A 23,457-nucleotide genomic window follows, 5' to 3' on the forward strand; every position below is an offset into this window, starting at 1 on the left:
CTAGCAAAAATATGTATTTTAAAATTATCTATAAGTAGAAACGGAAAAATGCTTTGGATAGCATCCAAAGCCCGTAAGGTTCTTTTAGTGGATCAAATAATCGTATTGATGGAAATCAGGATTACTTTCTAATGATTCTTGGCAATCTTCACATATGGCCTGAACATAAACATCACCTGATGAATGATGATGAACCATATCATTTTTTTCCTCTTGATTTAAAGTATGCAAACCTAGAGGCTCATAATCAAGCGTTAAATCATTTAATGAACCTAATTTTTGACCACAATGACGACAATGATAATGAATCGCCAATTTTGTCCCTCCTATTCACATAACCAATATTGCTATTATTTACTGAATAGAGGTAACTTATACAATTGTATGTATGTATCCATAACCCTATGTAAACTTAAAATTAATTAAAATCATTCATTACTTGTAAAAATGGTTGATTAATCCAACTTCTACAAGCATCTGTACTTTTCTTAATAACTTCATTAATGATTGGTTGCTCCTCTTGTGTAAATTTACTAAGAACATAATTAGAAACGCTCATACCATTTTGAGGACGATCTACCCCTATCCGAATACGATTAAATTCTTGTGTACCTAAATGGGCAATAGTAGACTTAATCCCATTATGGCCACCAGCACTTCCTTTTTGCCTTAATCGCAACTTTCCTACAGGTATGTCTAAATCATCATAAATAACAACAAGATTCTGTTCATCAATACCATAAAAGTCCATCACTGCACGTATGGATTCACCAGATAAGTTCATATAAGTTAATGGTTTCAGTAATAAAACCTTTTCTGTACCTACAAATCCCATTCCAAATATACCTTTAAATTTTAATTGATCTAGGTTTATATTTAATTGATTGGAGAGTTCATCTATAGTATCAAAACCAACATTATGTCTCGTTTTCTCATATTGTTTGCCAGGATTGCCTAATCCAACTATTAACTTCATTATCACGTTCCCCCATTTACCCCATACATTAAATCTAAAAAGCCTTACCAACAATGGTTGTGATAAGGCTTTTATTTTAGTTATTAATACTATTCGCTAGCTTCGGTCTCTCTTCCTTCTTGATTATCAGGAATTCCACCTTCTTGTTGTTCTCCTGTGCTAATCTCTTCTTCTTGCTTCGGAGGTAGGATGGAAGCTATCGTTAGTTCTTGTTCGTGATTAATGTCAAATTTCCCTTGGTAAAGGATATCTGAAACCGTAACCGTTTCTCCAACTTGAAGGTTTGTTACGTCTATTTCAATAGATTGCGGTATATTATCTGGAGTAGCTGTTATCGATAATTCATGGAATGCTTGTTGCAGCACGCCTCCATCCTTCACACCAGCAGCTTCACCCGTTAAAACTACACGTACTTCGACTGTAAGTTTAGACGTTTTATCAACAGCTAGAAAGTCTGCATGGACGATTTCTCTTTTAATATGATCCTCTTGGTATTCAGATAAGATGACATCCTGCTTATTTCCACCAATATCTAACGAAATAACTCCATTTCTACCAACAGTCTTAATCGTTTTAATTAATTCTAGGCCATTAACATAAACCGGCTTACTCTCTACCTTACTACCGTAAACAATAGCTGGAATGTTGCCTGCCTGTCTTATTTTTCGAAGTGCAGAATTACGAAACTCATCTCTGACTGTTGCTTGTAATAAACTACTCATTAATAGAACCCCTTCCTCATTTTGAAGTAATGTGTCTATATAAGAAAATGCCCCAAAACAAGAAGGTCTAAACCCTGAAGTTCTAATTTAGAAAAATGAATATATTTACAAGAAGGTGTAAGCGCCTTTGACAACAAACACTTAAAGGCTTGCATCGTTAGCAAGCCCTTCGTGTTTAATATTAATCAAATAATGTACTAACAGATTGCTCTTCATGAACACGGATGATAGCTTCACCGATCAGTGGTGCTACAGACAATTCATGAATTTTCTCGATTTTCTTTTCTTCTGGTAAGGCAATTGAGTTTGTAACAATTAGCTCTTTAATTTTTGAATTTTCGATGCGATTAATGGCTGGTCCTGATAAGACTGGATGTGTACAGCAAGCGTAAACTTCAGCGGCACCATTTTCAATTAAGGCGTTTGCAGCTAATGTGATTGTTCCGGCAGTATCAATAATATCATCAATTAGGATAGCTACTTTACCATCAATATGACCAACAATATTCATCACTTCAGCCACATTTGGTTTCGGACGACGTTTGTCGATAATCGCAATCGGTGCCTTTAAACGCTCTGCAAGCTTACGAGCACGCGTTACACCACCATGGTCTGGAGATACAATAACAATATCATGGTCAAATTTCTTTGTTTTAAAATACTCAGAAAGGATAGGTACACCCATTAAATGATCAATTGGAATATCAAAGAATCCTTGAATTTGCGGTGCATGTAAATCAAGTGTAATAACACGAGTTGCCCCTGCTGTTTCAAGAAGATTTGCTACTAATTTAGCCGTAATTGGCTCACGTGCACGTGCCTTACGGTCTTGACGAGCATAACCGTAATACGGCATTACAATATTAATTGTCTTCGCAGAAGCTCTCTTAAGAGCATCAATCATAATTAATAATTCCATAAGATGTTCATTAACTGGTCCGCTTGTAGACTGAATAACGAAAACATCACAGCCACGGATACTTTCTTCGATATTAATTTGAATTTCCCCGTCACTGAAACGTGTAACAGAGGTCTTTCCTAGCTCTAGTCCAATTACCTTCGCAATTTCTTCAGCTAGTCCCTTGTTAGAATTCAAACTAAATAATTTCATTTTCGGATCCAAGTACTGGTTAGACATATCGTACCTCCAAGTTTATTTCTTTAGGTCCAGCTTTTGTACATAATTTTCTTTATTTACTTGTCTTGCTCGAGCAATTGAAAGAGCATCTCCAGGTACATCTTGTGTAATGGTTGAGCCAGCGGCAATATAAGCTCCCTTACCAATGGTTACAGGAGCGACTAAATTAGAGTTACATCCAACGAAAACACCATCCTCAATTTTCGTTAAATGCTTCCGTTTTCCATCATAATTTACAGTAATAGAACCACAGCCTAGGTTCACATCTTCGCCCACTTCAGTATCTCCAATATAGCTTAGATGTGAGGCTTTGCTTCCTTTTCCAAACTTTGTTTTTTTAAGTTCAACAAAATTTCCAATTTTGACATCATCAGAAATCTCTGATTCAGGTCGAATATGTGCAAAAGGACCGATATTAACTTGTGAGCCAATTGAGCTTTGATGAGCAACCGATTGTTTAATCACCGTACCATTACCGATTTCGCAGGCTTCAATTTCACTATTTGGCCCAATAATGCAATCCTCACCAATAACAGTCTTACCCTTAATTGTCGTTCCTGGATAGATGACTGTATCTCTCCCAATTATCACATCGGAATCTATATACGTATTTTGAGAATCAATAATCGTTACCCCTGCACGCATATGCGCTTCGTTAATCCGCTTCTTCATCGTGCTTTCAGCTTCCGCTAATGCAACACGATCATTTACCCCAAGGGTTTCATTAAAATCACTTGTTTGATACGCTACGACCATTTCACCTTGTTTTTTAAGGATTTCGATGACGTCTGGTAAGTAATACTCCCCTTGGACATTGTCATTCGATACATTTTTTAATGCGTTAAACAAGGCTTGATTATCAAAACAATAAGTGCCTGTGTTGATTTCTGTTATTTTACGCTCCGCTTCAGAAGCGTCTTTATGCTCGACGATTTTTTCAACATGACCGGAAGCGTTTCGAATAATTCTACCATATCCAGTCGGGTCATCAGCTTTAGCTGTTAATACAGATGCTTTCGCACCATTAGCTAAATGGTGTTGAAATAAACTCTCCATCGTTTCTGCTTTAATTAAAGGTGTATCGCCACAAACGACAATGGTTGTTCCGTCTTTATTCTCTAAAGACTCACTTGCTTGAATAACAGCATGTGCTGTACCTAATTGCTCCGCCTGTAAAGCATAAGAACATGTATCGCCTAACTGGGCTTTTACCTTCTCAGCGCCATGTCCAATTACCGTTACAATATTTTCTATTTGAAGATGTGAAATTTGATCAACAACATGTTGGACCATTGGTTTACCACATACAGGATGAAGTACTTTATAAAGCTTAGACTTCATTCTTGTCCCTTGACCCGCAGCCAAAATAATGGCATATCTTTTAGACATAATCGTCCTCCAATTCACCTTTTTATCCATATAAAAATATATCTTAAATAGCGGTTTATTTCAAGGAAGATACGGAAGGTTTCGACATTTTTAAAGGAAATGGATTTAATAGAGGGAAAATCGAGGAATATTAAAAAAGAGCCAACTCATGAAGAAGGCCCTTGTTATATTTAACCTATGAAGCTCCTGCTTCTTCAAATTCCACTTCTAATTCACCTAAACGGTGGTATTCTGCCAAAACAGCTTCCTGAATTTTACCACGAGTACCAGAATTAATAGGATGAGCTATATCGCGGAACTCTCCGTCTGGAGTTCTCTTACTAGGCATCGCTACGAATAGACCATTGTTTCCATCAATAACACGAATGTCATGAACGACAAATTCGTTATCTAATGTAATCGATGCAATAGCTCTCATACGTCCTTCAGTTGTTACTCGGCGTAATCTTACGTCAGTTACTTCCATCTTGTTCACACCCTTTTCTTCGAAGTTAAAAAGCTAATTAACTAAATTCTACAAATATTCTCAGTTTCCTGCTTGAATTGTAAAATTTTTTAGAAAATAGGGCAAAATAGTGAACTAGATAGAATTATTTCACTAATGCTACCACTTCAATTTCGATTAAGGCATCTTTGGGAAGTTTCGCTACCTCTACACATGAACGAGCTGGTTTATGACTATTAAAATATTGACCATATACTTCGTTTATAGCTGCAAAATCATCCATATTTTTAATAAAAACAGTAGCTTTAATGACCGTTTCAAAAGAAGCACCGGCAGTCTCTAAAAGGGCTTGTAAATTTTTAAACACTTGGTGCGTCTGATCCTTAACATCACCTGTAACCATTTGCCCTTCGGTTGTAAGTGGAATTTGTCCAGAACTGTAAAAAATATTATTAACAATAATACCTTGCGAATATGGTCCAATAGCAGCAGGTGCATTTTGTGTTTGAATAACCTTCATTGTAAGCCCTCCTTATTTTGATTGAAAAAATTACCGGTCTTAACATTAATGGTTTTTTCCTTTTCATTAACATTTGATAATTGAACTAGTGATATGTAATCATCAACAAGTCGTTCTTCAATTTCTTCAGACTCAACTAAAACAGCAATTCCTGAGACATGTGCTCTGAACTCCTCTAGCATACTTATCATTCCTTTAATGGTTCCTCCCGCCTTCATAAAGTCATCAACAATTAAAACCTTTGATCCTTCCGAAAGGCTTCTCTTTGAAAGAACCATCGTTTGAATGCGCTTTGTAGAGCCAGATACATAGTTAATACTAACGGTTGATCCTTCCGTTACTTTATTATCTCGACGAACCATAACTACAGGAACATTTAGTTGACTAGCCACTGCATAAGCTAAAGGAATTCCTTTAGTAGCAACGGTCATGACAACATCTATACTAGAATCTGCATAAGCCGAGGCAATAATTTTCCCCGCCCGCTGGACGATTGAAGGGTCGCCTAGAATATCAGTCATATACAAATAACCACCTGGTAATAAGCGGTCAGGACTAGCGATTAATTGGCAAAGCTCCTCCACAAACGGACGTGCCTCTTGTTCACTTATTTTGACCGAATACTTAACACCACCTGTTGCTCCTGCAATGGTTTGTAATGTACCTAATCCTCTTTCTTCAAAGGTTTGCTTTATAATCGCAAGATCTTCACTTATCGATGATTTTGCAGAACCGTATCTATCCGCAAAAAAGGTAAGTGGTACCACTTGTCTAGGATGTTCTATTAGATAAGTAGTCATATCGATTAATCGTTCACTTCTACGAAATTTCATATTTCCCCATCCTTAAATACGAATGATTTTAGGTAAATATACCATTATTGTACGTATTTAATCAAGAGTATGGCGTTCACCTAGTAATCGAACAGCAAATACTTGATCACAAAAACCTCTTAAACCATTATAAATTCGATGCATTCTTGAATCATGTAGAACTAGTCCAAACACAGTTGGCCCACTTCCACTCATTAATACTGCATCTGCACCAAAGCGTTTCATTTGTTCCTTGATTAAGGCAACCTCTGGATGGAGATTTAACGTCACACTCTCTAATACATTCCCCATGTTTTGACAAACCTGTTGATAGTCACCATTTGAAATACCTTTAATCATTTCAGCAGTATTTGGATGTTCAACTCGATTGACGTCAAGTCTTCGATAAACATCTGCAGTAGATACACCAATAAACGGTTTTGCAAGGATTACCCAGCAAGTCGGCGGTGCCGGTAATTCAGTAATCGCTTCTCCTCTTCCCTTTGCAAGAGCTGTTCCTCCGTACACACAAAAGGACACATCTGAACCAATTTCTGCTCCAAGTACTGCTAACTCATCCAAGGTTAAACCTAACCCCCATAACTGGTTAAGACCTCTTAAAGTAGCTGCTGCATCACTGCTTCCTCCAGCTAGACCAGCAGCAACAGGGATAGATTTATCTATCGTGATCACAACGCCCTTTTTAACCTCATAACGTTCTTTTAGAAGATGTGCTGCTTGATAAGCAAGATTTCTTTGATCGTCAGGAACAAAGCGATTGTGAGAGTGAATTACAATCTGATCCTTTTCAAGCAAGGACAATTCTATCCTGTCAGCTAAATCTATCGTTGTCATGATCATTTCTACTTCGTGATACCCATCCGGCCGTTTATTTAATACATCTAAAGATAAATTAATCTTAGCCGGAGCTTTAACTAAAAGCTTCACTACGTCCACCTCTTTAATAAAGGCTCTTTTCGTAAACTTTGTGCGATTCCTACTGAATTATTAATCAAAACTGTGAATAGCGCGCTATTTACTTTAAGCGGTACGAAAAGATGCCCCGAATTCCAAATTTATACGTGTTCATACTTAGTCGAAAAACAATAGCCTTGCGAGAATAGCGTTAATGAATTTCGAGCGGTCTGCACATTTTGTCCTATTTTACCACAAAATGTGCAAATCAAGACGTGACAATCTATACTTATTAGAAATTTAGTTGATTTTGCTTGATCTTAGAGATTATTTGTTCGAAAAACTTCAAAAAAAAGACCAAGGCAGGAACCTTGGTCTTACACGGTGGATTGTGTTTTTTTGAAGTTCATCAGTGCTTATAAGGAATTAACGTCTTGTGTCTAAAAGTTGCTGTTGTGCTAATTCAACGGCTCTTTTTACCATATTACCTGCATCTTTGGCACGAATGCCACCCCAACCTTCTTTTTGGACGACATCGTAAAACCCTAATTCCTTCGCAAGCTCCTCTTTAAAACGCTCAGACATTACGCCCCTTCGTCTACTCAAACTAAACACCCCTTCCTCCACACGTGCTAACCATAGTATGCGATGATTATGTGCAATTGATGATAAAAGGGGCCGGGAAAATAAAAAAACAGTCAACAAATTGTTCACTGTTCATTTATATATTTTATGAAATTAACTTAACGCAATGTTTTCTTGTGATTCGTCATAGAAGGTAATTTGAACAGTTTCTGTTAGCACATCAGCATAACTATAAGAAACACGTTCAAAAGCATTTTCATCTTGATCTAATTCAATTACAAATACAGATGGGTATGTTTCAGCTAAAACACCAAAACGTTCAATCGTTTTTCTACGTCCGCCGTTCGCCTTAAGCAAAAGTTTCTTCCCTAGATTAGAATCTAAGGACTTTTTAATATCAGCTAAAGTTTTTGCCATTAAGTCCACCTCACTCTGTTAAGTATAACACGTTGACATAATTTAGTCAAATAAAAACTATAAATTATATCAGTCCAACAAAATAATTGTCAACGGTTTTCCGTCTACTTTTCTATCCTTTTTTCAACATTTCTTACAAGAGGAAAAACATCCCTATAAATAATGAAAATAGAGGGGTTTTCCTTACATTCATTCTTCAACAACAACACTAAACAATTTTTAGAGTATCCTACTAATGGACTAATTATGTATGGTTTCTTACTTATTATTTAGCTACAAATATATACCCATAAAAATAAGAGGAGAACACAAAGTGTACTCCTTCTAGTTATTCCTCTGTTTTATCATTTATTTCTGTTCTAAAGGGCATTCCTGTTCGTAAAACACCTCTTGTGTCAATTCCCCCAAGACCCTTTTCTCCTGTTAATGTATTTCGTAATACATCCCAAACATTAATTCTATCCATAAACGAAGTAAAACTGATCTTCGCAACAATGTAGACCGGATCCAAAGCATGTATATTAATTCTTGATGGAGAGCTAGCAAAATTCGCGCCAGCATGAATTAATGATTCAAAATGGGACTGACACGCCCCTGCAAAAATAACCAACTGGTCAAGGTGAGGAACCTTTCTTCTAGCTTCTCTTACTGTTTGGACAAAATCCTTTGAATGTCGATAGGCATTAATGTCTGAAAAGTCGCCCTTTGATTTCGAATATGCATCATGTCCCGTTATTACCAAAATATCCGGTCGGTAATAATCAATTAGTTGACCCACTTTTCCTGACATTTCCTTTTCATGACAATGAACACCGTAAACTGGGATACCTATTTTCTCATATAAATCTGTGCACTTTTTTAAATAGCCAGGATCTCCATCTAGATGAAGCACTTTACCTGGTATTTGAAAATAGTTCGATTCTTTACTGTATCCTCTAGTCACTTCATATTCTTGTCTTTCCTTTATTAAACTCACATCTTGACGAAAAAGCTGTAGGGATTGTTCCTCTAAAGATTGAAGCTTTTTAGAACGTTTCTGTCTTTCCTGTGGATCAATCATCACTAAATCGTTAAATGGAGCATCTGCAATGATTCGAAAATCTTCACCGTATAGAATTGCGATTTTTTTTCCATTTTCTATTTTGATATCAATAATTCGAAATATGATATCACATTTGTAAGAAAGCCTTCCGACAATATCCATTTTATTCACTGTCGTCACTCCAAACGAGCTAACGAAAGAATTAGCCAAATTATTACCGTTGCTTTCATAGCCTATGCAGACCTTAAGGAAAAGGTGATAAAAAAACCTACCAACTATTGTTGATAGGTCTTTAGACAATTTATTTAAAATGGTCATATAGCGCATCGCTTAAGCGTGCGAATTCTTCGATACTTAAGGTTTCGCCCCTTCTAGATGGCTCTATTTGGACTTTTTCGAGAATAGATAGTATTAATTCCTTTTTTTCCTTTCCGTTTTTAAGGCCGCTTTGGAGATTGTTTAAAAGCGTTTTACGTCTTTGAGCAAAGCTTGCTCTTGTAACTTGGAAAAAGAACGCTTCATCCTTAACTTCCACGATAGGAGTTAGTCTTCTTGTTAATCGAATAACAGCAGAATCTACGTTTGGTTGTGGTACAAATACTGTTTTCGGTACAATCATAACGATTTCAGCCATTGTATAATATTGTACAGCAATCGATAATGAACCATATTCCTTCGTTCCGGGCTTCGCAGAGATTCTGTCCGCCACTTCTTTTTGAAGCATACAAACAATTCCTCTAATTGGTAGCTGATCTTCAAGGAGTTTCATAATAATCGGCGTTGTCACATAATACGGTAAGTTAGCTACTACCATGACATCATCTATTTCTTTGAACTCATTTTCCATTACGGACAGGACATCCGCTTTTAATACGTCTTCATGTATCACCTTTACATGGGGATAAGGTGATAACGTATCCTCTAAAATCGGTATTAGTCTTTGATCAATTTCAAAAGCCACTACCTTTTGACAATTTTTCGCTAGCTGTTCGGTTAAGGCACCAATCCCTGGTCCAATTTCAATGGCACCTGATTCTTTCGTTAAACCGGCATGATCAACAATTCTATTTAATATATTCGTATCAATTAAGAAGTTTTGACCCAAGCTCTTCTTAAAAGAAAAACCGTATTTCTCCAAAATAGCCTTTGTTCGAATAGGGGTGGCAATATCTTTAATCATTTCTTTCCTCCTGCCTCGAGCATCCTAAGTGCTTCTGCAAAACTTTCCTTACTTACTTGAAACATCATTAGTCGTTTATGAAGCTGTTTTCCATTTGTATAACCAATTTTCAGGAATTCCCCTAATCTTTCACGTTTCTCCTTTGAGCCTTGTCCTGCAATTAAACCAGCTGTAAGAAGGTCTTCCTTTGTAATTTGTTCTGTGATGGCTTCTTGCATTAAGTGAGCATTACGTAAAGCATTTTGAATCGATTCAATCGTAGCATGCTCGACACCTACACCTTTACCATACTTATGAATGGCTTCACCTTTCGGCAAAAATGCATGCTTGCAGCCAGGAACTTGTTGGTCTATCGTATTTCTAATTTTTTCACCAGGAAAATCTGGATCGGTAAAAATAATAACCCCTCTTGTTTCTTGGGCAAGCTTTATTCTTTTTATCGTTTGTTCATTTATTGCTGATCCATTCGTCTCTATAGTATCTGCATCTAGAGCCCTTCGAACCGCAACCGTATCATCTTTTCCTTCTACGACAATAATTTCTTTAATCTTCATAATTCCTCCGTAAAGTAGGTAAAAATCATCTAAAAATATTTGCCTAAAAACTGAAACATTTATGTAATATAAAACGTCTAAATGGATATAATGGCAACAAAGATACTCTATAGTATAAAGATATTTAGATAAAAAGCAAAATGCAGAGGAACGAATCCTCTGCACTAAGAAGGGTTACTGTAAAATTTTGATTTTGATTGTTCGTCTACCCCAACGATACGCTTCTGCTTTTGTAGCAAAAAAGACATCAATTTTATATCCTTTTACTGCAGAACCTGTATCAGCAGCAACTGCATAGCCATACCCTTCCACATACACTTTTGTACCTAGCGGGATGACTCTCGGATCGACGGCAATCACTTTTATATTAGGATTTTGATGGAGATTAATTCCTGTTGCCGTAAAGCCTGAACATCCATTACAATTAGCCGTGTAAGCAGTTGAAGTAACATAATACTCTTCTCCTGTTTCCGCTCCACGAGAAACTTGCACTTTGTTGACCTTAGTTCCAACAGCAACAATTTGGTCCTTTTTATCCTTAATATAATTCTTGTTTATTAATTTCCGCGATACTTCCTTACCATTTTCAAAAACCACTTCATATTCTTTAGTCATTAACCCTTTTTGACCAGTTGAAACGATTTTTTCTTTCCCCTTTGGTAATTTGGCATCCTTTTTCTTGACTACAGCAAAACTAATTGGTTCTTCCACTACATCGGTGACTTTTTCAATACGTACAACATTGACAACCGTGTTTGCTTTAACAGACGTGTCTAGTGTAGGTTCAACCCGGTCTAATGGTTGAAGTGTAATTCCTTGCCCTGCTAAAAAGTCAGCGACCGTAGTCGAAGTAGTCCAAACCTTTTCCTTTTTGCCACCGTTATTGAGCGTTAACTGAAACGCTTTTTCTATGGCGATGTCCATATTGCTCTTGATTGCTTTATCTGGTTTTGGAACAACTTCATCAAATTCTTTTAAAGCAATGTTCTGCTCGATTAAGAGGTCAGCAACCGTATCGGCTGTTGTCCAAATCGTTTTCTTCTCGTTGTCTACTACCATTTGAACCTGTTTAGCTGGTTTCCAAACAATCTTTAAATTGTCCTTTACCCTCGTGTCCCGTTTGTGAGACAAATAGTCTTCTGAGTGCAGTGAAATATCGAGATCATTAAAAAGTTCCTCGACAGTGTCAGCATGTGTTTCGATGACTCTCTTTTCTCCATCAAGCGTTAGTGCAACCGTCTCTTTCGTTCCCTCATATGTAAGGACCCCTAGAGTTGATGCAAAAACTACCAAACTAGCAGTTATGACTGCCAATCTCTTCTTACTCATAGACTTGGAAAACAGGTTTTTCATGTTTTGAATCACGATGAAAAACGCCTCCTTTTCTCGGAGTGATTATATGGTACTAGATGCGTGTCTGTCAACCCTTACACTTTTACTTCAAGGTATTTCCTATTATGCATAGTGGTCGAGCAAAAGGAAAGGAAAACTTATCGACACGTTTATCCTATGAAGAAAAGGAGACATGTAGAACTTTTTATTTTTTAAAAAATTGGGACAAACTATCCTTTAATTCGACAGAATTTGATGTCAGATTATGCCGAATAATTTTTTAGCATTGTCGGATGTTGCGCGAGCTATTTCTTCAAAAGTTACACCCTTGATTTCAGCAATTTGTTCTGCTACTAATTTTACATAGCTAGGTTCATTTCGTTGTCCTCGATATGGATGAGGAGTTAAATAAGGGCAGTCTGTTTCAATTAACAGCTTATCTAAAGGAATCTCAAGCGCCACTTCCTTTGGCTTTTTTGCATTTTTGAAGGTTACGGGTCCACCTAATGAAATATAAAAGTTCATATCGAGGCATTCTTTTGCAATTTCTACGCTACCGCTAAAGCAGTGCATAATACCGCCTACCTCCGCTGCACCCTCTTCCCTTAGAATTTCGACTATATCAGCTGTTGCATCACGATTATGAATGACAATTGGCAGCTTTACCTTTTTGGCTAATCGAATTTGTTTACGAAAAACATCCTTTTGAATGTCATGGGGTGATTTATCCCAATGATAGTCAAGACCCATCTCCCCGATTGCAACCACCTTCGGATGATTCGCCAACTCTTCAATCCATTTCAAATCATCGTCAGTCATGTCAATTGCATCTACGGGATGCCAGCCTACACACGCATATATATAATCATGTGCTTCAGCAAGCTCCACCGCTCTATTAATCGTTAGCGTATCAAAACCAACTACTACAATGTTTGATACACCTGCTTCTTTTGCTCTTTTCATAACTTCATGTAAATCTTCTTTATATTGATCTGCATTTAAATGTGCATGTGTATCAAATAACATTTTATGTCTCCTTCACTTCAAATTATAAACCTTCTCAACATATTAACATTGCCAAGTATTTGTCTTCCTAGTAACAATTTATTGAATTATTTGTCACATTTTCAAAAAATGATAACGTTGCAGCTAGATTCGACAAAAAAACAGGAATGTTTCACGTGAAACATTCCCTCTAATGATGATGAATACGTTACTATTTTACCTTTGATCCAAGTGGTAACGATTCCGCAATGGTTGCTAGGGATAAGCTGCCATCCTTAGACCCTGCTAAAATCATTCCTTCCGAAAGCTCTCCTCTTAACGTTACAGGCTTTAAGTTTGTAACACAGATAACCTTTCGACCTACTAAATCCTCTGGCTTATAGAACTCAGCAATACCTGAAACAACCTGTCTTTTCTCATATCCTAAATCAAGTTGTAATTTTAGTAATTTATTTGCCTTCTTAATCGGCTCTGCATGAGTAACCTGGGCAACTCGTAAATCAACTTTCATAAAGTCATCAATCGTTATTTCCTCTACTTCAGGTTTTACTTCTGCTACTTCAGTTACCGCTGGTGGGACAGCCCCTTGCATTTGCCCTTTTATATAATCAACCTCTTCTTGCAGCTCTAATCGAGGGAAAATAGGCTCACCTTTTACCGTCCTAGTACCAGCTTTTATTGCCCCGAAATTCAGTAAACTTTCCCATGTTTGTTCACTTTCATTCACTAACCCTAATTGTTGAAAAATTTTATCTGGTGTTTGAGTTAAAAATGGTTTTAATAAAATAGCTGTTCTACGTAATGATTCCGCTAAGTGTGCCATTACACTACTTAAATGTTCACGGTTCGAATCATCTTTTGCTAATGCCCAAGGCTGTGTCTCATCAATATATTTATTCGTTCTGCTAATGAGTTGCCAGACATTTGTCAATGCAACCGAGAACTCCATTTTTTCCATGGCATCCTCATATTTTGTTACCGTATCATTATTGACTTGTAAAAGTAAATCATCGAATTCGGTTACTGAACCATTGTATATTGGAATTTCGCCATCAAAATATTTATTTATCATCGCTATTGTACGGTTCAATAAATTTCCTAAATCATTGGCTAAATCAAAGTTGATACGTTCTACAAAGCCTTCCGGTGTGAAAACACCATCTGAGCCAAACGGAACTTCTCTTAACAGATAATAACGTAAAGCATCTAAGCCATAACGGTCGATTAACATTACAGGGTCTACTACATTACCCTTTGACTTAGACATTTTTCCTTCCTTCATTAATAACCATCCATGTGCGAATACCTTTTTAGGAAGAGGAATATCTAGAGCCATTAACATGATTGGCCAATAAATGGTATGGAAGCGAACGATTTCCTTCCCTACTAAATGGACGTCTGCTGGCCAATAGTTTAAGTACTTTGAATCTTTATCTGTTCCATAGCCTAGTGCTGTAATGTAATTGGATAACGCATCAATCCAAACATAAATGACATGCTTTGGATTACCTGGGACTTTAATTCCCCAATCAAAGGTAGTACGTGAAACCGCTAAATCCTCTAGACCTGGTTTAATAAAATTATTAATCATTTCATTTTTGCGCGATTCTGGTTGAATGAAGTCAGGATTATCTTCATAAAACTTCAGCAATCTATCTGCGTAGTTACTCATTCTAAAAAAGTATGATTCTTCCTTCACTTTCTCAACGGAGCGACTACAATCGGGACAATTACCATCAACGAGCTGACGATCTGTAAAGTATGACTCACAAGGAGTACAATACCAGCCTTCGTAATGGTCAAGATAAATATCATCTTGTTCAATCAATCTTGCAAATATTTTCTCGACAATATTTTTGTGACGGTCTTCTGTTGTGCGGATAAAGTCATCATAAGAAATATCTAACTTTTTCCATAAATCTTGTATTCCAGAAACGATTTCATCCACATATTGTTGTGGTGATTTCCCCTTTTCCGCAGCATTGCGTTGAATTTTTTGCCCATGCTCATCTGTTCCAGTTAAATACATAACGTCAAAACCACGTAAACGCTTGTATCTCGCCATCGCGTCACCCGCTACTGTCGTATAAGCATGGCCGATATGTAAATTACCGCTCGGATAATAAATCGGAGTTGTAATGTAAAACGTTTTTAACTTTTCCTCCATTTGAATTCCCTCCTATATTTCTACAAACGCTTAGATATACGTCATCATAACCTCTTATATCAACAAAATATACCTAAAAAAAGTAAATAGTGCAAACAAAATAGTGAAAGCAACTTGATTAAAGAAAGGGAACTCAATAAAGGGATATATTACCACCTGTAATTCCCTCAAAAAGATTCCACTCTTGTCGAATCTTATATTGTCGAACCCAACGGGAACTTTGTTGCTTTTTGTCGAATGATTATATATAAGCATAACTTTTATGGTAGATTAATTCCCATTTTTTAAAATGGCAATTTCATAATTTCTTGTACCACATCCCCTCTTAACCGTTGATACAATTGGATATTTTCACACTTCATAAAATTTACATATTTTTTCAGTTGAAAAATAATTGACGTATATGGGAAACACTGGTATTATAAATTTAGCACAGAATTTGTCGAATAATGACGAAAGATAAACCAGATATAGATGCTTCACATTTGGAGAGGAGATTGTAAAAAATGAAATCCACAGGTATTGTTCGTAAGGTTGATGAACTTGGACGTGTAGTTATTCCGATTGAATTAAGACGTACTTTAGGTATTGCTGAGAAAGATGCTTTAGAAATTTATGTAGATGATGATCGTATTATCTTGAAGAAATATAAGCCGAATATGACTTGTCAAGTAACTGGTGAAGTTTCTGATAACAATATTTCTCTTGCTGGTGGAAAATTAATTCTAAGCCCTGAAGGCGCAGAGCAATTATTAAATGAAATTCAAAACGCTTTTACTGTAGCGAAATAATCATATAATAAAAAGTAGCTTCGTGCATAAAGGAAGCTACTTTTTTTGTTGAGATTTATTCATTTATATGATATTCCTGATAAACATCTCTCTTATGTAAGCCACGGTCTATTGCCGTTTGTTTTATTGCTTCTTTAGATGTCATTCCTTTTACTGAAATATAATGTTCAACATGTTCCTTGGCATTTAATGCTTCCCACCAAGAATTCATTTCAACTGGTTCCAGACTTTCTTTTGCACCTTCAATAAGGATACAAAATTCTCCTCGTATCTCATCAATAGAAGCCCACTCTCTTACCTCAGAAATTGTCCCTCTAATAAACTCTTCAAACTTTTTGGTAAGCTCTCGACAAAGGACGATTTTTCGATCACCTAGAGCTACCTCCATTAAATCTAATGTCTCCTTTAACCGATGTGGTGATTCGTAAAGAATGAAAGTGGAAGTTATCGTTGCTAATTGCTCGAGTTCTTTGCGTTTTGTCTTTTTTTGACGATCTAAAAAACCATAGAAATAAAAGGGCTGTGTCGATAATCCAGATGCGATCAATGCTGTGAGTGCCGCATTTGCTCCTGGTAATGGAACTACCGTTAATTGATTTTCAGCTGCTAATGCTACTAATTCATTGCCTGGATCTGAGATTGTCGGCATCCCAGCGTCACTTACTAACGCAATTTTCGCCCCTTCCTTCAATTTCTCAATAATTTTATATCCACTCGGCATTTTATTATGTTCATGATAACTAATGAGTGGGGTTTCAATTTCAAAGTAATTGCATAGCCTTTTTGTATTTCTTGTATCCTCAGCAGCGATCCAATCCGCTTCTTTTAGGATTCTAATTGCCCTCATACTCATATCTTCTAGGTTACCGATAGGTGTTGGAACTAAATACAATATTCCTTTGTCCTGCTCATGTTCAAAGCTTTTTTGTTGCCACAAACTAACCACCCAATCCTTCAATTATATATGTAATCATTTGGACTTAATTGACTTTATTCATTATATAAGATTCTTTTAACCTCATCTGTATACTCATTGTTATCAGTATAGACATATAGTGGAGGCAATATTTTTAGGTCCGGGCTACCATTTTTCGTGGCTTCAACTAATAATGTATTTGCCTCTTTTCCCTGCTTTGGGTAGACAAATTGAATTTTCTTTGGCTCAAGCTTATATTTCCTCATTAGTGAGACAATGTCCATTAGCCTACCTGGACGATGGACAAATGCTACTTTACCACCTGCTCTCACCAATTGGCTTGAAGCTTTAATCGCATCCTCTAATGTGCATAATATTTCATGTCGGGCATAGGCTAAATGTTCATTTTTGTTAATTTCCTCCTGAGAAGGGGTCGGAAAGTACGGTGGATTACAAGTTACAACATCAAATTTACCGTGACCAATTTGACTTGCTATTTCCTTAATATCACCATGAATCATATTTATTCTTGATTCTAGTTGATTATATTCAATACTCCTACATGCCATATCAAACAATCGTTCTTGAATTTCCACACCCGTAATATTCCCTTTTGTTCTAGTGCTTAAAAATAAGGGAACAACACCATTACCACTACATAAATCAATTAAGGTTCCTTTTTGAATCGGTACATAAACAAACTTAGACAGAAGTACTGCATCTAAAGAAAAGGCAAATACCGATGGACTTTGAATAATACGTAATTCTTCAGCTAGTAAATAGTCTAGCCTCTCGTCACCCTTTAATTCAACCATTATCTAACCTCCAAAAAAAAGGAGCTGACTCATAAGCATTTCACTTATGAAGCAGCCTCCTTATTTTTTATTCAAAAATGATAAACAGAAAAGACAGTCGCCTTCTTTACGTGGACTTCCAAAATGGAGGTTACAGATATGAAAACCCTCTTGGTACAGCCGAGCAAGATTGTCATAGCCTTCACCAATATCAATCGATTTATCCTCTATCTCTACAACATTATCATTATTGGGCTTTAGCCCTTTTTGGGTCTTAGCCTTTTTGGGAACTGTTGTTTGATCAAGTCGGCGTCTTAAATGTTCATTTTCTAGCCTCAGTGAGTTATTTTCTTCTAAAATCTCTGCTAAATGTTGCTTTAACTCACCTAGCTGGGTATATAATTGACCAATTTGTGTTTCCATATTAATTACGGAGTCAAAAATTTCTTTTTTATCCACGTTCTCCACCTCTTAATCTGTGGATTGTAATGAAACAGCGCCCTCTTTAATAATTTCTTCAAGAGTGTATTCTAGAACTCGTTCTTGGTCCTTGAATTGTACTTGAAGTACTCTTTCTAATATATTTAAACCAACTACTTTACCTCTACCTAATGATGTCTGAACGATTTCCCCAAGATCTGGTAGTTGCTCCTTAGCTGCTTCATACTCATCATTCTCATACTTAAGACAACACATTAATCGACCGCATAATCCTGAAATTTTGGTAGGATTTAAAGATAAGTTTTGATCTTTTGCCATTTTAATAGACACTGGGTCAAAATCTCCTAAGAAAGTAGAGCAACAAAGCATTCTTCCACAAGGTCCAATTCCGCCGAGCATTTTTGCCTCATCTCTTACACCAATTTGACGCAGCTCAATTCGTGTCCGGAAAATGGCCGCTAAATCCTTTACTAGTTCACGGAAATCAACTCGTCCATCAGCAGTAAAGTAAAAAATGACTTTGTTTCGGTCAAATGTATATTCTACATCAACAAGCTTCATATCAAGGTCATGCTCATTCACCTTATCACTACACACTTGATATGCATCATGTGCTGCTTGTTTATTTTCTTCCACAATCATCCGATCTTTTTGGTCTGCAATGCGCAGAACCTTTTTTAACGGGAGTACGACATCATTCTCGCCAACTTGTTTGGGAGCGATAACGCATCTACCGAACTCTACTCCACGAACGGTTTCAACAATGACGAAATCGTCCTTTTCAATAGATATTTCACCGGGATCAAAGTAGTATATTTTACCTGCTTTTTTAAAGCGTACGCCTACAACATCATACAAAAGAAGATCCCTCCTGCAAATTCAACACAAGCTGCTCCATTAATAATTGGGGATTCATATTTGATTGCAATTTTCTTTTAGCCTCTAGTATCGCAGATAATTGTCTAGAAAGGCTGTTAGGAGAGCAAGTAAATGCAAAATGTTCTAATCGCTGCCGCTCATTAACGAAAACAACTTGGTCTGATTTCCCAACTTGTATATATAGTAAATCCTTAAAAATTAAAAGAAGTAAATCTAAGCCACGATCGATTTGCTCTTTTTCTTTAAAGTGCCCGAACCATTCTTCCTGGAGGAATACTAATGCCTCCAGTGAACCCCTTCTAAGCACCTCATACAATTTTACCACTATTTTTTGCGCTTGTGCAAACCAATCATCCCCATTTAATGCAAATGCTTCATTTATGTTGTTAGTCATAGAAGCTAATAAAGGAGCTTGTTCCTTTTTTACTCCTAATTCAACAAGCTTTTCAAGCATTTTCTCTGAGGAAAGTGGTTGAAACGATAAAATTTGACATCTTGAGATAATAGTTGGTAGTATTTGCTGTATTTGTTCGGTCATTAGAATGGCAACTGTCTGTGAATTTGGTTCCTCTAAAAACTTTAATAAGCTGTTAGCAGCGTTTGTAGTCATTCGGTCGGCATGAGTCACAAGATAAAACTTTTTCTTTGATTCAACCCCTGTTTTAGAAAACTCCTCTTGTAACGCCTTAATTTGTCCCTTTTTAATTGACAATCCGTCAGGCTCTACTAAATGGACATCAGGATGATTGCCATGATTTACGCGTTTACAGTTTATACATGTTTCACATGGAACATTTTCTATAGGAGCAAGGCAGAGTAGTGCCTTAGTTAATAGAAAGGCAAAATCCTTTTTCCCAGTACCTCTTGCCCCTTCAAATAGATAGGCATGAGCCACTCGATTTTTCTCTAAGCTGTTTTTTAACATTTTTAACACAATTGGTTGAAGCTCCTGAAGTTGCTCCCAAGTTTTGACCAAAATGATCACTCACTAACGTTTTAAAAATGATGAAAATGCTCAATCGGTAATACAAACACCGTAGCACCACCTACTGCTACCTCAACTGGATAAGGAACATAGGAATCTGCATTACCTCCCATAGGAGAAACAGGTGCTACAAGCTGATCTCTTGATTGGCAGTTTTCTTTTATTATCTGGAGACATTTGTCTACACGAATATCCTCCGTACCAATAATAAAGGTCGTGTTACCTGATTTTAGGAACCCACCAGTACTTGCAAGCTTTGTTGCACGAAAGTTATGTTTAACAAGCTGTGCAGATAGGCGATTACTATCCTGATCCTGTACTACAGCTAGAATTAATTTCATATCATCCAACCCCTTTTCATTTAGGATTACCTGTTACTATATTATAACAGGTATCTCTAAACGATACATGGCTAATCCTCATTAAAATACTAAATTTTCTAATAACTGTACTACTTTAGGCTTGAAAGAATCAAATCCTTCGCTTTTGAAAAAACAACCTCTAACGGGTCTGCTGCATCTATTTTCTTCATCCTATCAGGAAACCTCTTCAACAAAAGCTCATATCCCTCTCTCACCTTATAATGAAACTGAATATCTTCTAAATCTAACCGATTTACCTCGCGATTGTCGTGTTGATTGATACGATTTAAACCAATCACTGGGTCAATGTCAAAATAAATGGTAAGGTCAGGCATTTGGTCTCCAATAGCGAATTGATTGATAGAATACACATCATCTATTCCAAGACCACGTGCATGTCCTTGATAAGCTAACGAACTATCGATAAAGCGATCGCATAGGACAATTTTTCCACTTTCAAGCGCTGGATCTACTTTTTCTACTAAGTGTTGCCTTCTTGCAGCCGCATATAGTAACGCCTCTGTTCGTGGGTCCATTGCCGTGTGGCTTTTATCTAAAATAACATTTCTAATCTTCTCAGCTATCTCTATACCGCCAGGCTCTCGGGTTTGTAACACCTGATAGCCTCGGAGCTTTAATTCAGTCATTAACATACTAATAATTGTCGTTTTACCAGCCCCTTCAGGACCTTCTAACGAAATAAACATTCCTCTATTCATTACTCGTTCCTCACTCAAATACCTTTATTTTTTGTTCTGCTAAGTAAGCCCCACCATGAAATCTTGCACCAAGATTCATGAGCTGATGTAACTCTTCAATCTTATCTTCAGTTATTTCCTCACCTTCCATTAATAATGGAATCCCAGGAGGATATGGGATAACCATCTCCGCAGAGCCTTTTCCAATCGAATCTATAATTGGAATAACCCTACAAGGTGTGTCTTCTTGGATCTTATACCCAACCATTAAACTAGTAAATGTCTGTTTGGCCTTTTGTGAAATAAATCTATCTGAATGAATATGCTCGTCCGTTTCTTCTAGTGCCTTCTTAAATAGATTGGTTATCTCAAACAAATGGAATTCTACTTCACTTTTAAGTAAAGGAAAAACAAGAAGCACATTGTATGGATCAGCAAGCTCTGAAAAAACTCCCACTGACTCAAGATTTTTTTGAATTTGATACCCACTTAAGCCTCTATTCGACTGAATCGCTATTTTAAGGATATCCCCACCTGTTGAATGATATAGGACACTTATAGAAGTGATTCCTTTTAGTTCAGTAATAAATGCCTTAATTTGTTGTTTCAAATATTCCTTATCTATATCACTGTAAGTGCCAATATAGCTTCGTGCAATGTCTAATGAGGCCATTAAAGGATACGATGGACTGCTAGACTGTAAAGCCTGTAAAAGGAAACGTACCTTGTCTCTAGCTATCCGTTCACTATTAACATGTAGGAAAGCCGACATCGTCATAGCTGGTAAGGTTTTATGTGCTGACTGCACAACTATGTCTGCCCCTAGCTGTAAGCTTGAGGGGGGAAATGGATCTCCAGCAATAAAGTGAGCACCATGTGCCTCATCTACTAATACCACTAAATCGTGCAAATGGCAAAAATCAATAATGGATTTTATGTCAAAAGCAAAACCATAATAATTTGGATAGGTTAGGATAACTCCTTTACCAGTAGGATAGGCTTTATAAGCCTCTTCTATGGAAGCTTTAGAAATTCCAGTTGGAACCCTCCACTCCTCATCATAATGAGGCTCAATAAAAATAGGTTTTAGCTTTGCTAATTTTAGGCCATTCAAAACGGATTTATGACAATTTCTTTGAACAAAAACTATATCATCCTCTTTAAAGGAGGCTAAAATCATGGTTAAGTTTCCGACCGTTGAACCATTAATTAAGAAATAGCTTTGCTTTGATTGATAAAAATCAGTTAATAAAGCTTCCGCTTCTTGAATGACTGTTTCTGGTGAGTGTAAATCATCCAAATTCGTAAGCTCGGTAACATCTATTGATAGTAAAGGTTGATAAAACTGTCCAGCCTGCTGTGGGAAAATGGCTCCGTTTTTATGCCCTGGAACATGGAAGGAAATTGGCCTTATTTTATTATGCTGCTTCAATGCCTCCATAAGAGGAGTCCTTTTGTGATCCATACTCATACATCCTTTTAAATTGTCTCATTCATTTTATCAAATAGTTGAGGAAAATCCCATCTAATGAGAATTATCTCAATATATCTACATTATTTAGACAATTTCTTTATAAGAAAAGCGCAAGCGCCCGTTTAGCGGCGTATGGACTGGAGCACTTTGACTGAGATAAAGGAAACACGAATCGCGTTTTTTGCGATTCGATGTTGACTTATCGTAGGGAGGAGTGTGAAATCCACTAGACGCTGGGCGCTGGAGCTGGACAATTCTCGAAGTCAAAAAAAGTTATACTTTCTTATTCTATAAAAAAAAAGCCCTTTGCGGACTTTATAAAAGCATTCATGAAAAAATCTCTGGTGTTGTTACTTTTCTTAGTTGTTTTAAGTAATGTTTATATTTAGGGTGATCGGTCTCGGTTTGAATTAAATCTTGTTCACAGTCAGTGCAGATAAATGAAGTGTATAAATGTATTCCTTTCCATTTCATTTGATCACAAATGACACAACTTTCCCCAATCTGTCTTTCTGTTAATAGCGAACTCAAAATACTCCACCTCCATACCCCTAGTGTGCTCAATATTAACGATTCTATTCAAATAATTTGAAAATTCACGTCGATAGGTTACTTGAATACTATTGTATGATGCAATTGTTCATTAGGTGTATGTCTATACGCAGATTTATCATGAGATTACTTATCCTTTTTAAAAAAATAGTAACAGTAACCATTTTATTATGCACAAAAAAGCAACCCAATTGGGTTGCTCTTTAATTTGCCTGGCGACGTCCTACTCTCACAGGAGGAATCCTCCAACTACCATCGGCGCAAAGAAGCTTAACTTCCGTGTTCGGTATGGGAACGGGTGTGACCTTCTTGCCATCGCCACCAGACTGTATTCATAAGGAAATGTTATTTGCTTACGCAAAAACT

Annotated in this window: 27 protein-coding genes and 1 rRNA gene; 1 reads left to right on the forward strand and 27 read right to left on the reverse strand. The window is 36.8% G+C overall.

The window, feature by feature from the left end; all coding sequences use genetic code 11:
• Positions 1-84: 84 nt before the first annotated feature.
• The 17 genes from fin to metG form a co-directional block, all read right to left on the reverse strand.
• A complete protein-coding gene (gene fin / locus LRP83_RS19260) occupies positions 85-315 on the reverse strand; it encodes an anti-sigma-F factor Fin (RefSeq protein WP_230498334.1) in 231 nt (76 codons plus the stop codon).
• 103 nt (positions 316-418) lie between these two features.
• Positions 419-976, reverse strand: a complete 558-nt coding sequence (gene pth, locus LRP83_RS19265; protein WP_230498335.1) for an aminoacyl-tRNA hydrolase — start codon at positions 974-976, stop codon at positions 419-421.
• Between the two features lie 89 nt (positions 977-1,065).
• On the reverse strand, positions 1,066-1,698 hold the full coding sequence (locus tag LRP83_RS19270) for a 50S ribosomal protein L25/general stress protein Ctc (protein WP_230498336.1): 633 nt from the start codon (positions 1,696-1,698) through the stop codon (positions 1,066-1,068).
• A gap of 181 nt (positions 1,699-1,879) precedes the next feature.
• Positions 1,880-2,836: a ribose-phosphate diphosphokinase gene (locus tag LRP83_RS19275; protein ID WP_230498337.1), complete on the reverse strand. Its 957-nt coding sequence runs from the start codon at positions 2,834-2,836 to the stop codon at positions 1,880-1,882.
• Positions 2,837-2,851: 15 nt separating this feature from the next.
• Entirely contained in the window at positions 2,852-4,225 is a 1,374-nt protein-coding gene (gene glmU / locus LRP83_RS19280; protein WP_230498338.1) for a bifunctional UDP-N-acetylglucosamine diphosphorylase/glucosamine-1-phosphate N-acetyltransferase GlmU, read from the reverse strand.
• Positions 4,226-4,400: 175 nt separating this feature from the next.
• Positions 4,401-4,691, reverse strand: a complete 291-nt coding sequence (gene spoVG, locus LRP83_RS19285) for a septation regulator SpoVG (protein ID WP_230498339.1) — start codon at positions 4,689-4,691, stop codon at positions 4,401-4,403.
• Positions 4,692-4,815: 124 nt separating this feature from the next.
• A complete protein-coding gene (locus LRP83_RS19290) occupies positions 4,816-5,190 on the reverse strand; it encodes a RidA family protein (protein ID WP_230498340.1) in 375 nt (124 codons plus the stop codon).
• Complete coding sequence (gene purR / locus LRP83_RS19295; protein WP_230498341.1) at positions 5,187-6,023, reverse strand: pur operon repressor; 837 nt, start codon at positions 6,021-6,023, stop codon at positions 5,187-5,189. Before purR ends, LRP83_RS19290 begins: the two co-directional genes overlap by 4 nt.
• A gap of 57 nt (positions 6,024-6,080) precedes the next feature.
• On the reverse strand, positions 6,081-6,950 hold the full coding sequence (ispE, locus tag LRP83_RS19300) for a 4-(cytidine 5'-diphospho)-2-C-methyl-D-erythritol kinase (protein WP_230498342.1): 870 nt from the start codon (positions 6,948-6,950) through the stop codon (positions 6,081-6,083).
• Positions 6,951-7,343: 393 nt separating this feature from the next.
• Positions 7,344-7,523, reverse strand: a complete 180-nt coding sequence (locus LRP83_RS19305; protein ID WP_230498343.1) for a small, acid-soluble spore protein, alpha/beta type — start codon at positions 7,521-7,523, stop codon at positions 7,344-7,346.
• A 132-nt stretch (positions 7,524-7,655) separates the two neighbouring features.
• A complete protein-coding gene (veg, locus tag LRP83_RS19310; protein WP_230498344.1) occupies positions 7,656-7,919 on the reverse strand; it encodes a biofilm formation stimulator Veg in 264 nt (87 codons plus the stop codon).
• Positions 7,920-8,247: 328 nt separating this feature from the next.
• Positions 8,248-9,123 (reverse strand): sporulation peptidase YabG, encoded by an 876-nt coding sequence (gene yabG, locus LRP83_RS19315; protein ID WP_230498359.1) that lies wholly within the window; start codon positions 9,121-9,123, stop codon positions 8,248-8,250.
• A 139-nt stretch (positions 9,124-9,262) separates the two neighbouring features.
• The gene (rsmA, locus tag LRP83_RS19320; protein ID WP_290369585.1) at positions 9,263-10,141 is read right to left on the reverse strand and encodes a 16S rRNA (adenine(1518)-N(6)/adenine(1519)-N(6))-dimethyltransferase RsmA; all 879 of its coding nucleotides are present in this window, start codon (positions 10,139-10,141) and stop codon (positions 9,263-9,265) included.
• Positions 10,138-10,695: a ribonuclease M5 gene (gene rnmV / locus LRP83_RS19325; RefSeq protein WP_230498345.1), complete on the reverse strand. Its 558-nt coding sequence runs from the start codon at positions 10,693-10,695 to the stop codon at positions 10,138-10,140. The genes rsmA and rnmV overlap by 4 nt, the downstream gene beginning before the upstream one ends.
• Before the next feature lie 174 nt (positions 10,696-10,869).
• Entirely contained in the window at positions 10,870-12,048 is a 1,179-nt protein-coding gene (locus LRP83_RS19330) for a G5 and 3D domain-containing protein (protein WP_230498346.1), read from the reverse strand.
• 237 nt (positions 12,049-12,285) lie between these two features.
• Positions 12,286-13,053, reverse strand: coding sequence for a TatD family hydrolase (locus LRP83_RS19335; protein WP_230498347.1), 768 nt, complete (start codon positions 13,051-13,053; stop codon positions 12,286-12,288).
• A 190-nt stretch (positions 13,054-13,243) separates the two neighbouring features.
• On the reverse strand, positions 13,244-15,199 hold the full coding sequence (gene metG, locus LRP83_RS19340; RefSeq protein ID WP_230498348.1) for a methionine--tRNA ligase: 1,956 nt from the start codon (positions 15,197-15,199) through the stop codon (positions 13,244-13,246).
• A gap of 506 nt (positions 15,200-15,705) precedes the next feature.
• Between metG and abrB the strand changes: the two genes are divergently transcribed.
• Entirely contained in the window at positions 15,706-15,990 is a 285-nt protein-coding gene (gene abrB, locus LRP83_RS19345; RefSeq protein ID WP_230498349.1) for a transition state genes transcriptional regulator AbrB, read from the forward strand.
• A gap of 55 nt (positions 15,991-16,045) precedes the next feature.
• On the opposite strand, the gene rsmI is transcribed toward abrB, so the two are convergent.
• From rsmI to rrf, 10 genes are all read right to left on the reverse strand, one after another.
• Positions 16,046-16,927, reverse strand: a complete 882-nt coding sequence (gene rsmI, locus LRP83_RS19350; protein ID WP_230498350.1) for a 16S rRNA (cytidine(1402)-2'-O)-methyltransferase — start codon at positions 16,925-16,927, stop codon at positions 16,046-16,048.
• 53 nt (positions 16,928-16,980) lie between these two features.
• The gene (locus LRP83_RS19355) at positions 16,981-17,721 is read right to left on the reverse strand and encodes a tRNA1(Val) (adenine(37)-N6)-methyltransferase (RefSeq protein WP_230498351.1); all 741 of its coding nucleotides are present in this window, start codon (positions 17,719-17,721) and stop codon (positions 16,981-16,983) included.
• Between the two features lie 60 nt (positions 17,722-17,781).
• Entirely contained in the window at positions 17,782-18,159 is a 378-nt protein-coding gene (gene yabA, locus LRP83_RS19360; RefSeq protein ID WP_230498352.1) for a DNA replication initiation control protein YabA, read from the reverse strand.
• A 12-nt stretch (positions 18,160-18,171) separates the two neighbouring features.
• Entirely contained in the window at positions 18,172-18,999 is an 828-nt protein-coding gene (locus LRP83_RS19365; RefSeq protein ID WP_230498353.1) for a PSP1 domain-containing protein, read from the reverse strand.
• On the reverse strand, positions 18,992-19,996 hold the full coding sequence (gene holB, locus LRP83_RS19370; protein ID WP_230498354.1) for a DNA polymerase III subunit delta': 1,005 nt from the start codon (positions 19,994-19,996) through the stop codon (positions 18,992-18,994). The genes LRP83_RS19365 and holB overlap by 8 nt, the downstream gene beginning before the upstream one ends.
• A gap of 20 nt (positions 19,997-20,016) precedes the next feature.
• Positions 20,017-20,346: a cyclic di-AMP receptor DarA gene (gene darA / locus LRP83_RS19375; protein WP_230498355.1), complete on the reverse strand. Its 330-nt coding sequence runs from the start codon at positions 20,344-20,346 to the stop codon at positions 20,017-20,019.
• A 110-nt stretch (positions 20,347-20,456) separates the two neighbouring features.
• Positions 20,457-21,086, reverse strand: coding sequence for a dTMP kinase (gene tmk / locus LRP83_RS19380; RefSeq protein ID WP_230498356.1), 630 nt, complete (start codon positions 21,084-21,086; stop codon positions 20,457-20,459).
• A 10-nt stretch (positions 21,087-21,096) separates the two neighbouring features.
• A complete protein-coding gene (locus tag LRP83_RS19385) occupies positions 21,097-22,530 on the reverse strand; it encodes an aminotransferase class I/II-fold pyridoxal phosphate-dependent enzyme (RefSeq protein WP_230498357.1) in 1,434 nt (477 codons plus the stop codon).
• Positions 22,531-22,866: 336 nt separating this feature from the next.
• Positions 22,867-23,070, reverse strand: coding sequence for a sigma factor G inhibitor Gin (locus LRP83_RS19390; RefSeq protein ID WP_290369587.1), 204 nt, complete (start codon positions 23,068-23,070; stop codon positions 22,867-22,869).
• A gap of 231 nt (positions 23,071-23,301) precedes the next feature.
• Positions 23,302-23,417, reverse strand: a 5S ribosomal RNA gene (gene rrf / locus LRP83_RS19395).
• Between the last annotated feature and the right edge of the window lie 40 nt (positions 23,418-23,457).

Source organism: Pseudoneobacillus rhizosphaerae, assembly GCF_917563885.1.
GTDB classification, from domain to species: Bacteria; Bacillota; Bacilli; order Bacillales; family Cytobacillaceae; genus Pseudoneobacillus; species Pseudoneobacillus rhizosphaerae.

Excerpts from the sequence above, each read along its gene's own strand:
- spoVG (WP_230498339.1), bottom strand. The coding sequence starts at position 4,691 with ATGGAAGTAACTGACGTAAGATTACGCCGAGTAACAACTGAAGGACGT.
- LRP83_RS19275 (WP_230498337.1), bottom strand. The coding sequence starts at position 2,836 with ATGTCTAACCAGTACTTGGATCCGAAAATGAAATTATTTAGTTTGAAT.
- LRP83_RS19335 (WP_230498347.1), bottom strand. The coding sequence starts at position 13,053 with ATGTTATTTGATACACATGCACATTTAAATGCAGATCAATATAAAGAA.
- purR (WP_230498341.1), bottom strand. The coding sequence starts at position 6,023 with ATGAAATTTCGTAGAAGTGAACGATTAATCGATATGACTACTTATCTA.
- pth (WP_230498335.1), bottom strand. The coding sequence starts at position 976 with ATGAAGTTAATAGTTGGATTAGGCAATCCTGGCAAACAATATGAGAAA.
- LRP83_RS19330 (WP_230498346.1), bottom strand. The coding sequence starts at position 12,048 with ATGAAAAACCTGTTTTCCAAGTCTATGAGTAAGAAGAGATTGGCAGTC.
- abrB (WP_230498349.1), top strand. The coding sequence starts at position 15,706 with ATGAAATCCACAGGTATTGTTCGTAAGGTTGATGAACTTGGACGTGTA.
- metG (WP_230498348.1), bottom strand. The coding sequence starts at position 15,199 with ATGGAGGAAAAGTTAAAAACGTTTTACATTACAACTCCGATTTATTAT.
- LRP83_RS19290 (WP_230498340.1), bottom strand. The coding sequence starts at position 5,190 with ATGAAGGTTATTCAAACACAAAATGCACCTGCTGCTATTGGACCATAT.
- darA (WP_230498355.1), bottom strand. The coding sequence starts at position 20,346 with ATGAAATTAATTCTAGCTGTAGTACAGGATCAGGATAGTAATCGCCTA.
- glmU (WP_230498338.1), bottom strand. The coding sequence starts at position 4,225 with ATGTCTAAAAGATATGCCATTATTTTGGCTGCGGGTCAAGGGACAAGA.
- tmk (WP_230498356.1), bottom strand. The coding sequence starts at position 21,086 with ATGAATAGAGGAATGTTTATTTCGTTAGAAGGTCCTGAAGGGGCTGGT.
- veg (WP_230498344.1), bottom strand. The coding sequence starts at position 7,919 with ATGGCAAAAACTTTAGCTGATATTAAAAAGTCCTTAGATTCTAATCTA.
- LRP83_RS19270 (WP_230498336.1), bottom strand. The coding sequence starts at position 1,698 with ATGAGTAGTTTATTACAAGCAACAGTCAGAGATGAGTTTCGTAATTCT.
- yabG (WP_230498359.1), bottom strand. The coding sequence starts at position 9,123 with ATGGATATTGTCGGAAGGCTTTCTTACAAATGTGATATCATATTTCGA.
- LRP83_RS19385 (WP_230498357.1), bottom strand. The coding sequence starts at position 22,530 with ATGGATCACAAAAGGACTCCTCTTATGGAGGCATTGAAGCAGCATAAT.
- rsmA (WP_290369585.1), bottom strand. The coding sequence starts at position 10,141 with ATGATTAAAGATATTGCCACCCCTATTCGAACAAAGGCTATTTTGGAG.
- LRP83_RS19355 (WP_230498351.1), bottom strand. The coding sequence starts at position 17,721 with ATGGTTGAATTAAAGGGTGACGAGAGGCTAGACTATTTACTAGCTGAA.
- rnmV (WP_230498345.1), bottom strand. The coding sequence starts at position 10,695 with ATGAAGATTAAAGAAATTATTGTCGTAGAAGGAAAAGATGATACGGTT.